Origin of the sequence: Bacillus paranthracis, from assembly GCF_024296885.1 — a bacterium.
Taxonomy (GTDB): Bacteria; Bacillota; Bacilli; order Bacillales; family Bacillaceae_G; genus Bacillus_A; species Bacillus_A paranthracis.
The window spans coordinates 1,070,608-1,083,890 of the sequence record NZ_CP101135.1 but is presented as its reverse complement, the minus strand read 5'-3'; the positions used below and the strand labels follow the sequence as shown (position 1 = coordinate 1,083,890).

Sequence of the window (13,283 nt, the reverse complement as noted above, 5' to 3'; positions counted from 1 at the left end):
TTATCTTATTATCATTGATTAAATTCAGAAACTATGTTAAATTAGTACAGAAACACGTTTTACAAATTAACTAAAACATATTTATCCGTATATCAAATATACCATAGTTTCTTTCTTCAGTCAACCTCTATTTTTCACTTTTAAAGGAGTGCTTACCGTATGAACAAAAAACTTGATTTAGAGCAAAAACGATTGGATACCGTAATCGAAACGATTACGCAACAAATTGATAAACTGGAAAACGAAACTGGCAGACGCCGGGCAGAAGTAATCCATATTCGTAAACACTTTTGGGATGACGTGAAAGTGAATACTGATACTTTTGATGATTATCTTGAAACAGTTATCAACTTAAGACAACAAGCTCAGTCACTAGCTGTCACACAAATTACCCATAAGCACACCTTTAATCGACTTGCCGCACTAAAACGCATGCATAAAGCACCTTATTTCGGACGAATTGATTTCAAAGAAGAAGGAGAATCTGCTGCAGAGCAAATTTATATTGGCGTTGCTACACTTACTGATGCTAGCGGAGAAAACTTTCTTATATACGACTGGCGCGCCCCCATTTCAAGTGTGTACTACGATTATCCACCAGGACCGGCTCAATATAGTACACCAGGCGGCGTAATCCACGGTAATGTGGAGAAAAAATTACAATACATTATTGAAAATGGCGAGATTGATTCTATGTTCGATACGAGCCTTACAATTGGCGATGAAATCTTGCAACAAGCGCTCGGAAAAGGTACAAACAAACATATGCAAAGTATCGTCGCTACAATTCAGCGCGAACAAAATGAAATTATTCGTCACGATGAAGGCCGACTCCTTATCGTGCAAGGAGCTGCTGGTAGTGGTAAAACGTCAGCTGCCCTGCAACGAATCGCCTACTTACTATATAAATATCGCGAATGGCTAAAAGCAGATCAAATTATTCTCTTCTCCCCTAACTCTATGTTCAATAGCTACGTATCTAACGTACTACCTGAACTCGGCGAAGAAAATATGCAGCAAGTGACATTCCAAGAATATTTAAATCATAGACTAAGTAAGTCATTTGACGTGGAAGATCCATACGAGCAATTAGAATATATGCTCACTGAAACAAATAGCCCTATCTATAAAACAAGAAATGCAAGCATTCGCTTTAAAGCATCTACTCAATTTTTCGAAATGATTCGAGCGTACAGACAATCTCTTGAATCATCAGGCATGCTATTTAGAGGAATGAAATTTAGAGGAAAGCTAATTGTCTCTGCGAAAGAAATTACAGAGCAATTTTATAATACTGACTCCTCTCTCCGCTTCCATAGCCGAATTGAGAAGTTAACGGATTGGCTAAATAAGCAAATAGATGCACTTGAAAAAGCAGAACTGAAAAAGCCTTGGGTAGAAGAAGAAATCGAACTACTTAGTAAAGATGAATATCAAAAGGCTTATAAATATTTACAGAAAAAGGGCGAGTTTGACGACAACTCCTTTAACGATTTTGAGAAAGAGGCGAAAGTACTTGGACGTATGATTGTCCGTAAAAAATTGAAGCCACTTCGTAAAGGTGTTCAAACATTGCGCTTTATCAATTTCACAGGCATATATAAACAGCTATTCACAGATGCATCATGGGTTACGGGAGAAAAACCGAAAAACTGGGATGACATTTGTTCATTAACGGTGAACATGTTAGATGAAGGAAAGCTATATTACGAGGATGCGACTCCATTTTTACTTTTAAAAGAGTTAATTGAAGGCTTCCAAACAAATAGATCGATTAAGCACGTACTCGTAGACGAAGCGCAAGATTATTCACCATTTCAGTTCGAGTTTTTAAAACGTCTCTTCCCTGCTGCAAGAATGACGGTACTCGGAGACTTTAACCAAGCAATATTTGCTCATGCGAGTGAAACGGTGAATTTCGATACACTTACAAATTTATACGGGCCGGATGAAACGAACGGCATTAACTTAACTCGTAGCTACCGCTCAACAAAACCGATTATTGAATTTACACGGGCTCTCGTACCGGAAGGAAAGAACATCCATGCATTTGAACGTGATGGTGAGAAACCTACAGTGACGAAAGTAGCGAATGAGAGCGTACTGCACGAACGTATTACTGCCAAAGTTGCTGAACTACAAACAGAGCAGCACAATACGATCGCAATTATATGTAAATCTGCAGCTGAAAGCGCCGCGGCCTATGAGGCACTTATTCATATCGAGAATATTAAACTCGTGAAGAGTAACTCAGCTGAGTATGAGCAAGGCATCGTCGTGATCCCAGCTTACTTAGCGAAAGGTATCGAATTTGATGCTGTTATTATTTACAATGCTTCTAAAGATGTATACAGCGATGAGAGCGTTCGTAGATTATTCTACACTGCTTGTACGCGTGCAATGCATGAATTACAACTTTATAGCGTTGGCGAGGTTAGTCCTTTTATACTTGGGGCTGATTCGGAGAGTTTTGAGCTTATAACGAAAACACCTTGATGATTCAAGGTGTTTCTTTTTTATGCAGGTGCAGGAGGATGCAGCCATACAGCGGCGGAAGATTCAGCTTACTCCTAAAAATCTTCTACCCTATTCCCCTTTATCCTGGCTTTCTTTTCGGCTGGCTCTATATTTTTCTCCCTCTTTTCTAACATTTAAAACTAGAGAAGAGGGAGAAAATCATGCTATAATTCTTATAGATTTCAATAATAAATATTTCCACAAACTATCCCCTTTTCTTGTATCAGAATACCAGCAAAATTTCTTAACTCTTCTTCAAATCACTTTGGGCATTAGCAATTATCGTTAATACATTACTCACAGGCATACTATAAATATCCACATCATTAATATTTAAATAATCTAAAAAATCTTCATCTGTAACTTCTCTTTTCACACTATTTATTTCTCTTCTAAGACTATAAAGTTCTTCTAAAACTAATTGATCAACATCAGAAACTGCTGTCTGATTAAGTTTAGCAATTTTAAATTCACCAAAATCACCCAAAAACGTTGAATATTTAGGGTCCGATTGTGATTTTTCATAAGTAATTTTTATTCTCGAAGCTAATTTTCTTTTAAATTCAACAATTTTTTGAAATTTTAAATCCTTAGGATATATTAAATGCTCAATTGCACCTGTATCAAAAATAAAATCTGTAACATCATCTTTAATAATAGTTATTAATAAATTTAAAATATTGAATTCAAAACCAAAAGAATACTGTATAATTTATGTTAAAAATATCTAAATTATATATTTAATATAATTTAGATATACTTTCATAGAAAGAAAGCAGGGAATTCACTATGTATGATCAAGGTAGAAATAAAGAACAAACAACTGATAATGGATTTATATATCCTATTATTAATAAAATGATATCCCTTATATTCTATATAAATATAGTAGAATTAATTAAATGGATAACAGTAAAAATTATATTATTTTTTAATAGGCATTCAACAAATGTTAATTTAATTAACAGAAAAAAAAGAAAAGCACGTAACATTGCAATAGATATTTTCATCTGTTTAAAATTCGCATTTATTGGTATATTATGGCATAGTCAAATTGAAAATATTTATCTAACTGGGATTACAATTTATCTTCTAATTATGAATTCATTTATCTATTTTTATTATCATGTTTGGGAAGAAGGAGCTATAAAAGGACAATTTGCAACAATACATAGAACAAGAAGAAAATTCATCAATTTATTTCAATCTTTATTCTATATGATTATTTCTTACGCATATTTATTTCAAATTCCTTTTAAAAAAGAATTCCAATGGTCATCAGATATAACTACTTCTTCTAAATCTTTATTATTCAGCCTATCGAATACATTTCCATTAAGCTACGAAGGTGTAAAAGCTCTAACTGAAATTGGACAATATTTTAAAGCTTCTCAAATATTACTATCGTTTTTATTTATCGCAATAATACTCACACAATCAATTCCAAAAGCGAACCAATGAGGAGGTATATTTATGAACTATCGTAATAAAACTTATGTATGCTTCGATGCTGATGAAGATATACACTATTATCGCCTATTGACAGCATTAAAAGCAAAAGATGGAAAAGAATTCAATTTTCATAATGCTCATGACATTTTTCAAATGCAAAAAAACAAATTAGATATTAATGATGAACAATATATAAAAGAAAGACTAAAAAAAAGACTGTTAAATACAAAATGTTTTATTATACTTGTAGGAAACAAAACTAAAAACTTATATAAGTATGTTAGATGGGAAATAGAAACAGCATTACTATTAGATCTTCCCATAATAGTAATTAACTTAAATAATATAAATGGTATAAATTATGATTTTTGTCCACCTATAATTAGGGAGAAACTGGCTGTACATATTCCATACAAAAAAGAAGTAATAAAAAGAGCCTTAAATTATTGGCCAGATGAATATTATAAATTAAAAAAAGACAACATAGAAGGTCCCCGATACTACAACGATTGATTATAAATCAAAAATAAAAAGACCAATCTAAAAAATTGGTCTTTAAAAACATTACAATACACTACTCTTATAATACTTCTTTATAAGATCTATTCCCTTAATATGAAGTCTCTCTGTAGTAGCAACCGATTTATCTAATAAATCCATAAACTCTTTGATTTCCTGTTCAACTAATAACACAGCTCTCGTCATAGAAGCTTCTACACCTTTTAAAGTTTGCATCTGTATATTCATAGTTTCCAAAGCAGATTTTGTCGGATATATATAATCTTTAAAATTACCTAACGAATTAACAAAACCTTGAAAACTATCCAGATCATTTGTCACTTCCCTTTTTATGAATTCACTATTAAAAAGATTATTAATATTTTCCTCAAAAGATATCCAGCTACGATCATAATCTTTATTATATTTTGCAATAGAAAGGCCGTATTCATTCATAATAGAAGACGTTTTTCTAGTTAGCTTTCTTACCTGCGAAGTTGTTCCTTGCCCCTTATTTTGAAAGGCCTTTTCAATTTCTAATGCTTTCTTAGTAATCTGTTCTCCTAAATCCTCAGTCTTTGAAGAAAATAAACCCATAATATGAGTTAAATCTATCATTGACTCGTCTAAATCTGCCATATAATCCAAGAGACCTCTTTCTTCTATATCATATTCAAAAGTAGAATTCTGTGAACCCTCCAGGGCATTACTAATACTACTAACATTAGATCCACTATAAAAAATGTTATTATCACTTGTGATTTCCTCAGGAATCCAATCAGTAATAGGACTTCCAAATGACATTTGACCATTTTTAATTTCATTTAACATTCTTTTCAAACTACTATCCAACTCTAAAATCTTTTTAAAGTTTGTAGAATAAGAAAGCACTCTATACGACCGAAGATCAAATGGTAATTCATCTATTTGCTGAGTAAGTAATATAACATTTTTCCTAAGTGCATGAGCAATTCCTAATTCATAAAAAACATTAGGATTTAAATCTGTTAAATCAGCTACTATTAAATCACTATTATTAATAGATATAACAATATCTTTCAATATATTTTGTTGATTTAATAAGTTATCCGCTCTAAATACCTCGAACCGCTCATCTTCATTTTCTATTATTTCTTTTATATGTACATATAAATCATTAAATTCAGTATCAAATGGCATTATAAAAAAAATCTTATATTTATTAGACATTAAATAATATTCCTCCATACAATCTTATTCTTTACATCAATTTAAAGTTATTCAACAAAAAATATAAATATCCTCTACAAAGAATAAAAATAAATCTTTGAATAAAGGTTTATTTTCAGTTATCTCTTAAAAAAAACAAAAAAGACAGCAATAAATCAGCTGTCTTTTCTTTCTTGATCCCTATAAACATTCTATTTTTAGGCATCCATGTATGTCCACAATTCACGCAGTCATTAACAATGTTTTTCTACCTTAAATCTACTGAATAAACTTATAAGTAACCTCAAGCCACAATAAACTCAGAAACAATTAATAGGTCTATTCAGAACACGAAACAGAGAGGGGAAGAATGTATAGTATGAATAGCAAAAAAAGATAACAATATAAATGTAGCAATTATAAAAAATAAAACTAACAACATCCTCTTAAATTTATAACCATACTTATTACCAACTACTTAATTCGATTTACATTTCTTACAAACAACCTGATTACAGCCTCTACTTCAACCGATTAAGAACCTTATAAAACTCTACACATAAAATATTAATTTATAAAAAAAGAAGCGCAAATTCCAGTAAGGAACTCGATTTCTTTTTTATTCCTTTATCCTTATAAATCTAACATTTTGTCACTAATTATTTTCGAATAAATTTTTAATGACATAATAAGTACTTTCTCCAGAAAATGATATCACTTGAATGGTTACCTTTTAAAATCTCTATAAAATCATCAGTTTCTAAAACTGACTCTACAACGATAAAATGTGTAACGGAGTAATTCCAATACGTTACACATTTCTTTTACCATTATTTTTATTTTTACATCTCTCCATATAAGTAACTACAGTTTCTGGTTTCAGCTCCTTTCGATTTCCAGATTCTTTCCCCATACAAGTAATTTTGTTTTTAAATGTTTATTTGCTAAACGTAGCTGTTCTAATTCACTGATCTCTTTTAGTCCTTTTCCATAAGAATCTCGTTTTCCTACAGGTTGTTGAAAACGATACGTTTGATCCGTACGATACCATTTCATCCATGTTTTAATTTGACAAGCATTTTAAATTTCGTACTTCTCCATAATATTGCAATTCGAATAACCATCCTTTTTCATTCCAATCACTTTTCACTTTATTTCTTCTAGGTAATGAACTCTTGTGTTTTTTTATGTACCACTATTCGGGTTCACTTCAAATCATCAAGTTGTCTCTTCCCTTCTAAACGACACATCTTTACGCCTATATACACTTAACACGATTCCCATTAAAAATGCATGAAATAAAGTAGGTGTTAATCCATAACTAATAAAAGGTAATGATATAGCAGTAATCGGTAATAAACCTAAAATCATACCGACGTTATAAAGGAATTGTACTACGAAAAGAGTCATGCCTCCAATGAGAAGCAATTTACCATATCGGTCATTTATTGTATAAGATATGAAGATTAACCGTGCTACAAAAAGAGAAAGAATTAAGACAAGGACCAGTGCAAGCACATATCCATAATAATAAGTCAAACTTGCAAATACAAAATCAGTATCTGGATTAGGGATGAACTTTACATCTCCGTATGTACCAAACCAACCTGCTGACGACATTACCTCCTTTAAACGTATATACATAAATCCTGCGCCCTGTGCATCACGCTCTGGATTCAAATACCCTAAAAATCTATCCAAATAAACTCCTTTTACTGTGTGCCAGGAAAAATAGACCCCTATAATCAATAAACAGATTGGTACAATTGTAATAATTAATGCCTTTTTCTTCCCTAACTTACTCCACCAAAGCATAACGAATACCATCGTGATATAAATAAAAATCACTGAAAAAGCTGCGCCAATTAAAAATAAATACAAAGAAAATAAATAAAGAGCCACAAGATGCATTACTTTTATCCTACTATTATTGAAAAAAGAAGCCCAAGCTAGAAAAAAGAACGGCACTGCCATTAAACGGTCAATTGCAATAGGACCAACTTTTATTATCGGTTCTCCAAGCATCCCAGCATTCGGAAAGCAGTATAGCATTAACAAGATAAGTACACCAATTGTATAAAACAACCATCCTAATCTCTCTAACTTCCGATAATTAATCAGCATCATCCCTAACGCTGTTGCAATACCAAGAACAACAAATATCACTTTATCCATTAGTAAATCATTCATATATCCAAAAGCTATAACCGGCAAAAACCCTAACCCCATCGCAGCCACTAATAAACCAATTAAAAACCAATCAACCTTTGGCTTATGAAGTTTGTTAAGTTCCTGCCCCAGTTTAATCGGACTCCCCATTTGTTCAACAGCCTTATCTTCAGCAACTTCCTCACTTAACCCTTTCCCTATCCACATATCCTTCGTCTGTTTCAAGTGAAAGTCTAGTTCCGTTGCCACTAAGTCCTTTGCTTCTTTTGATTTAATATGGTTCGTAACTTCTTTTAAAAAACGCTCCCCTTTTTTGTTCAATTTGTTCTCACTCCTGTACTAATCCTTTTAATATAAATCGTGCCTTCGTAGCATTCTTCTCTACCTTTCGCAGCATTTTATTTCCTTTATCATTCAATTGATAATATTTAGCTTCCGCGTGGTCCCAGCTAGATTGGATAAAGCGATTCTGCTCTAGACGATGTAATAAAGTGTATAGAGATCCTTCATCACCTTCGAATGTTTGAATTCCTCTCCCCCGCAGTAACTGCATCAATTCATAGCCTGTTTTTTCATTCATAAGAAGTTGCAACACTGCTAAAAGGATATCTTCTTCTTTTTCGGACGATTGATTGATTTTTTTATGCACCCGCTTCTGGTGCTGATCAGAAAAACTCAAATGTTTAAAAGTTGTGTTCTCCATTGATTTTCGTAAGCCTTTTAATCGATCTTCCATTTGACTATTCCTCCAATCCTTTCTTCAAAAGCTCCTTTGCTTTTTTCAGTCTCGTTTTTATCGTGTTCTCCTTCACTTCTATTACAATAGCAACCTCTTTAATTGATAATTCCTCATAATAAAATAGATAAATCACCTCTCGATATTTTATCGGTAAATTCATTACTGCAGAAGCCAGTTCACGATCCTCCGCATTTTGAATGACAGTTTGTTCCACACTTTCTTTTTGACTCCCCATATACGTAAAGTCATCCTCTGTCACGATGACCTTTTTGTTATACCAACTTTTTAAATAGTCCTTACAATGATTAATTGCAATTCTCCATAGCCATGTTTTTAAGTTCGAATTCCCTTTATATGTATGAAGAGATTTATAACATTTCACAAATATATCTTGCGTTAAATCCTCCGCAACCTCTTTATTATTCACATATGAATACACAAGCTGTAAGACTTCTTGTCCATACTTGTTCATGATTTCGTCGATAAGGTCCTCCTTATCTTCTATTTCAAACGCTTCTATCATTAATTCATCCACAGCCTTCCCTCCTTCCCATATATTAGACGACGCACTGTATGGAAAAGTTTTATAAATTTATAAAAAATACAGAGGGTAATAACGTTTTTTATAAAACACTTCCTCAGCAACTTACATATAATAAACCGAATAGTTATTACACTACATTCACCTAAAGAGCGTCTTTCTCCCACGGCGCTCTTTAAGTTTGCAATAAGAGGGGCGTCTTCGTTTCCTATCGCTAAATGAAAAAGAGAACCGATTTAATCGAGTCCTCCTTCTTTCTAACACTCACTTAAAGAATCTAATATTTCATGGCCATACAAAGATGGATCGATAATATCAAAACCGATACATTCTTCATACAAGTGTAGTATTTGAAGTTCTATACATAACGCAGCTGTTTGTTCTTGTTGATTTATTGCTTTTTCTAGTTCTGCCGTGTATTTCATTTGGATATTGTTATCAGTATCTTTATTTTTTTAGTTATGTTTATTTAACAAGGAGTCAACTACCCCCACTGAGATAAAGCCTTTCAGTGGGGGTTTGAGTTTGAACGCTAGGGCTTTTTATCTATATGTCTTGTTCCCTATTTTAAAACATAATACAATGAATACGTGACTTAATAAGCTATAACTAGTAGGTGTGGTAATCATCTCTTCCATCTTGAAAAAAGGGGGAGGTGATAATATGATCGCGATGTTTGTCATTAAATTAGTGTATGGTATCCTAACCGGAGCTGGCGTTGTCATCGGTAGAAGATACGTTGGTCCATGGCTAATTTCTGTATACAAAAAAGCGAGAACCACCCTGCTTTGAACTGGACCCGAAAAGTTAGACATATATTTAAGCAGCTAATAAGGATTGAATTCTGTATTTTACAGGAGGCAATCCTTTTAATTTTGCCTTAATCCTTTTATTATTGTAATAATAAATATAATTCTCTAGTTCTTCCCTAAAGTGTTCCATACTTTCAAAATCTTTAAGATAAAGTAATTCAGATTTTAATAAGCCAAAGAAATTTTCAATGACTGCATTATCTAAGCAATTTCCCTTACGGGACATACTTTGAGTTATATTATTTTCTCTTAAAATATATTGATATCTATCCATTTGATAGTGCCAACCTTGATCTGAATGAAGGATAGGAGTATCTTCTTTATCCAAGCATTTTAAAGCCTTATCTAACATCCTTTCGACTAGAAGGAATGTAGGGCGTTTCTCAATATTATAGGAAATAATCTCACCATTAAACAAGTCTAGAATAGGAGATAGGTAGAGTTTTTCACCAAACAAATGAACTTCAGTAACATCTGTAACCCACTTTTCATTAGGCTTAGAGGCCTTGAAATCACGCTTCAAGACATTTGGCGCTACCTTCCCAACCTTCCCGCGATAAGAGCGGTATTTAGTGATTCTTACCAACGATTTTAACCCTAATTGATTCATTAAGCGAAGGACGGTTTTGTGGTTAATGGTATAGCCCTGATTACGTAATTCAAGTGTGATACGCCTATAGCCATATCGCCCTTGGTGTTCCTGAAAAATCTGCTTAATACTTTCTTTAACCTCGTTATATTTATCTTCACGACTCATTTGTTTCACCCAGTAATAATATGTACTACGAGCCATTTCAGCCGCTTTAATCAAGTCGATAATTTTATATTCATGCCTTAACTCATATATTATGTGTGCTTTGTCTTTTTCAGAGATTGTTGTTTTTGTTGAATTAAGGCGTGTAACTTTTTTAAATAAGCATTTTCCATGCGTAAGTATTCAATTTCTTTTTGTAAATCATTTTGAGAGTTAATATTTTGTTTTTTCTTAGGTGCAATAGCCTGTTTCTTCTTCACAGTGGAGTACCCCTTACTTGTTTTACGAAGAGCATCTATCCCCTGTGATTCTAGCATTGATCGCCACTTCCTAACGGTACGAGGAGATGGAACGTTGAACATAGCGGCCGCTTGTAGGGGCGAAGCTCCTGTATTGTTCATAAAATTCAATACTTCCATTTTAAACTGAATGTCATACCTTGTACATTTAGAGTTTAAGGACTCTATTCCTTGTTCTCTAGTACGTGCCACCCACTCTTTTAATAACGATATACTGACTTGATATTTTTTGGCAGTCACTTTAAAAGAATCATTTGTATTTAAATAATGTTCAACGGCATTTCTTTTTAATTCGAATTTATATTTTCTAGACATAATAAAACCGCACCTCCAATTGTTAGTTATTTGTCTAACAAATTGGGTGCGGTTCACTTCGTGGAAAAGGTAAGGGCGGTTCTCGGCTAAAACGTTAATGTAATTGTCTTATAACCGCACCTACTACCACCACAATAGCAAGTTAGGTTACAAAGGCAGAAGTTTCTCAGGCTTCTGTCTTCTTTATTTTATGCAAAATTCATACTATATACTCTACCATCATTGTAACACATTTTATTTATTTTTAGTCAAGATAAAAAAACACCTAAAGAGTTTCTCTTCAGGTGTTTCTCTATTTTATGCTAACGCAGCTGCATGCTCTTGTTGATCTACAGGAATGACAGCGTCTCTTAATGCTTTTTCTAGTTCTGCTGTGTATTTCATTTGTTCTTCTTTGCTCCAGCCTAGTTTCGCAGCCATGTAGTTGATTACTGCTTCTTTCCACTCGTATACCCAGTGGATGTTGAAGAATACAGCGCCTCTGCGGCGTACGAAGAAGTCAACTGGTTTTGCTGTCATTTCGTAATCCATTGCGTATACAAGTGGGATTAGAACGTCTAGTGGCATGTTGTATTCTTTCGCTTCGTCTTTATGTTTTTTTGCTAAGTCGAATAGTACGTCAACGTTAGAGCCGTAGAATTTCGCGAATTCTTCTGCTTGTGCTGTTGTTAAACCGTATTTCGTACCTTCGCCTGCTTTTTTCGCGATAAATGCTGGTAATCCTTTAGAGCCATCTACATGTCCACCAGAGATTGGCATATGTTTCGTTGAGCTCTTCGGATATGCACTATGGCCTTCTTTTTGTAGTAAGTTCGTTACGTAGTCTACTACCATTTCAGCCATTTTGCGGTATCCTGTTAATTTACCACCTGCGATTGTAATTAAACCAGATTCAGAAGTCCAAATTTCATCTTTACGAGAAATTTCAGATGCACTCTTACCTTCTTCATAAATTAACGGACGTACACCAGCCCAGCTTGATTCGATGTCTTTTTCCGTAATTTTTACGCTTGGGAACATGTAGTTAATCGCATTAATGATGTATGTGCGATCTTCTGTTGTCATTTGTGGTACAGCTGCATCTTTATCATAGAACGTATCTGTTGTACCTACATATGTTTTTCCTCCGCGCGGAATCGCGAATACCATACGTTTATCTGGTGTATCGAAGTAAATCGCTTGACCTAATGGGAAACGTTTTTGATCAATTACTAAGTGAACACCTTTTGATAACTGAAGTACTTTTCCTTTTTTCGAGTTATCTTTTTCACGAAGTGTATCTACCCAAGGACCAGCTGCGTTTACAATTTTCTTACCGTAAACTTCGTATACTTCTCCGTCTAGTAAATCGATTACACGTACACCACATACTTTTCCATCTTTATATAAGAAACCGTCTACTTTTGCGTAGTTAACAGCTTTTGCGCCGTGCTCAATTGCTTCTTTCATTACTTCAATTGTAAGACGCGCATCATCAGTGCGATATTCAACGTAGTAACCGCCGCCTTTTAATCCTTCTTGTTTTACAAGAGGCTCTTTCTTCAGCGTTTCTTCACGGCTAAACATTTTTCTGCGCTCGCTTCGTTTTACACCTGCTAAGAAGTCGTATACACGAAGACCAATTGATGTACTGAATGATCCGAACGTACCGCCTGTATGGAACGGAAGTAACATCCACTCTGGTGTTGTTACATGGGGACCGTTCTCATATACGATCGCACGCTCTTTCCCCACCTCTGCTACCATTTTCACTTCAAGTTGTTTTAAATAACGTAGACCACCGTGTACAAGCTTCGTTGAACGACTTGATGTACCTGCTGCAAAGTCCTGCATTTCAAACACAATTGTTGATAACCCGCGTGTTGCTCCATCTAATGCAATACCAGAACCAGTAATACCTCCACCAATTACGATCACATCTAATTCTTGTTTATTTACTCCGTTTAATACGTCTTTACGTTGTTTACTTGAAAATTTCATGGTAATTCCTCCCTTTGAT

11 protein-coding genes and 1 pseudogene are annotated in these 13,283 nt (G+C 33.8%); 3 read left to right on the top strand and 9 right to left on the bottom strand.

The genetic code is table 11. The features are described from left to right. Positions 1–159: 159 nt before the first annotated feature. On the top strand, positions 160–2,496 hold the full coding sequence (helD, locus tag NLJ82_RS05475; RefSeq protein WP_001035446.1) for an RNA polymerase recycling motor HelD: 2,337 nt from the start codon (positions 160–162) through the stop codon (positions 2,494–2,496). Positions 2,497–2,761: 265 nt separating this feature from the next. Here the strand turns inward: helD and NLJ82_RS05470 are convergent, their stop codons facing one another. Beyond that, positions 2,762–3,004 carry a hypothetical protein gene (locus NLJ82_RS05470; protein WP_000502173.1) on the bottom strand — a complete coding sequence of 81 codons (243 nt, stop codon included), beginning with the start codon at positions 3,002–3,004 and terminating at the stop codon, positions 2,762–2,764. A 302-nt stretch (positions 3,005–3,306) separates the two neighbouring features. Here NLJ82_RS05470 and NLJ82_RS05465 point away from each other — a divergent pair, with 302 nt between their 5' ends. Then, a complete protein-coding gene (locus NLJ82_RS05465; protein ID WP_000272248.1) occupies positions 3,307–3,978 on the top strand; it encodes a hypothetical protein in 672 nt (223 codons plus the stop codon). A 12-nt stretch (positions 3,979–3,990) separates the two neighbouring features. Next, positions 3,991–4,482 (top strand): TIR domain-containing protein, encoded by a 492-nt coding sequence (locus NLJ82_RS05460; RefSeq protein WP_001109537.1) that lies wholly within the window; start codon positions 3,991–3,993, stop codon positions 4,480–4,482. Between the two features lie 51 nt (positions 4,483–4,533). Here the strand turns inward: NLJ82_RS05460 and NLJ82_RS05455 are convergent, their stop codons facing one another. From NLJ82_RS05455 to glpD, 8 genes and pseudogenes are all read right to left on the bottom strand, one after another. Further along, positions 4,534–5,676 carry a hypothetical protein gene (locus NLJ82_RS05455; RefSeq protein WP_000066939.1) on the bottom strand — a complete coding sequence of 381 codons (1,143 nt, stop codon included), beginning with the start codon at positions 5,674–5,676 and terminating at the stop codon, positions 4,534–4,536. Positions 5,677–6,432: 756 nt separating this feature from the next. Beyond that, a pseudogene (locus NLJ82_RS05450) lies at positions 6,433–6,789 on the bottom strand (IS3-like element ISBt2 family transposase); the annotation flags it as partial. An 84-nt stretch (positions 6,790–6,873) separates the two neighbouring features. After that, a complete protein-coding gene (locus NLJ82_RS05445; protein WP_001034624.1) occupies positions 6,874–8,145 on the bottom strand; it encodes an FtsW/RodA/SpoVE family cell cycle protein in 1,272 nt (423 codons plus the stop codon). A 7-nt stretch (positions 8,146–8,152) separates the two neighbouring features. Beyond that, positions 8,153–8,560 (bottom strand): PadR family transcriptional regulator, encoded by a 408-nt coding sequence (locus NLJ82_RS05440; protein ID WP_000390158.1) that lies wholly within the window; start codon positions 8,558–8,560, stop codon positions 8,153–8,155. Positions 8,561–8,564: 4 nt separating this feature from the next. After that, entirely contained in the window at positions 8,565–9,098 is a 534-nt protein-coding gene (locus NLJ82_RS05435; protein WP_000343925.1) for a sigma-70 family RNA polymerase sigma factor, read from the bottom strand. A 263-nt stretch (positions 9,099–9,361) separates the two neighbouring features. Next, positions 9,362–9,529, bottom strand: coding sequence for a hypothetical protein (locus tag NLJ82_RS05430; protein ID WP_000877815.1), 168 nt, complete (start codon positions 9,527–9,529; stop codon positions 9,362–9,364). A 394-nt stretch (positions 9,530–9,923) separates the two neighbouring features. Then, positions 9,924–11,284 (bottom strand): IS3-like element ISBce15 family transposase gene (locus NLJ82_RS05425; RefSeq protein ID WP_085963576.1). Its coding sequence is split into 2 segments (ribosomal slippage): positions 9,924–10,828 and positions 10,828–11,284, totalling 1,362 coding nucleotides; the frame shifts between segments, so codons are not numbered across the junction. A gap of 297 nt (positions 11,285–11,581) precedes the next feature. After that, positions 11,582–13,264, bottom strand: coding sequence for an aerobic glycerol-3-phosphate dehydrogenase (gene glpD / locus NLJ82_RS05420; RefSeq protein WP_000672840.1), 1,683 nt, complete (start codon positions 13,262–13,264; stop codon positions 11,582–11,584). Between the last annotated feature and the right edge of the window lie 19 nt (positions 13,265–13,283).

What these genes read in the sequence shown, in the direction of transcription:
- NLJ82_RS05460 (WP_001109537.1), top strand. Translation starts at nt 3,991, where the DNA reads ATGAACTATCGTAATAAAACTTATGTATGCTTCGATGCTGATGAAGAT.
- NLJ82_RS05455 (WP_000066939.1), bottom strand. Translation starts at nt 5,676, where the DNA reads ATGTCTAATAAATATAAGATTTTTTTTATAATGCCATTTGATACTGAA.
- NLJ82_RS05465 (WP_000272248.1), top strand. Translation starts at nt 3,307, where the DNA reads ATGTATGATCAAGGTAGAAATAAAGAACAAACAACTGATAATGGATTT.
- NLJ82_RS05440 (WP_000390158.1), bottom strand. Translation starts at nt 8,560, where the DNA reads ATGGAAGATCGATTAAAAGGCTTACGAAAATCAATGGAGAACACAACT.
- NLJ82_RS05430 (WP_000877815.1), bottom strand. Translation starts at nt 9,529, where the DNA reads ATGAAATACACGGCAGAACTAGAAAAAGCAATAAATCAACAAGAACAA.
- helD (WP_001035446.1), top strand. Translation starts at nt 160, where the DNA reads ATGAACAAAAAACTTGATTTAGAGCAAAAACGATTGGATACCGTAATC.
- glpD (WP_000672840.1), bottom strand. Translation starts at nt 13,264, where the DNA reads ATGAAATTTTCAAGTAAACAACGTAAAGACGTATTAAACGGAGTAAAT.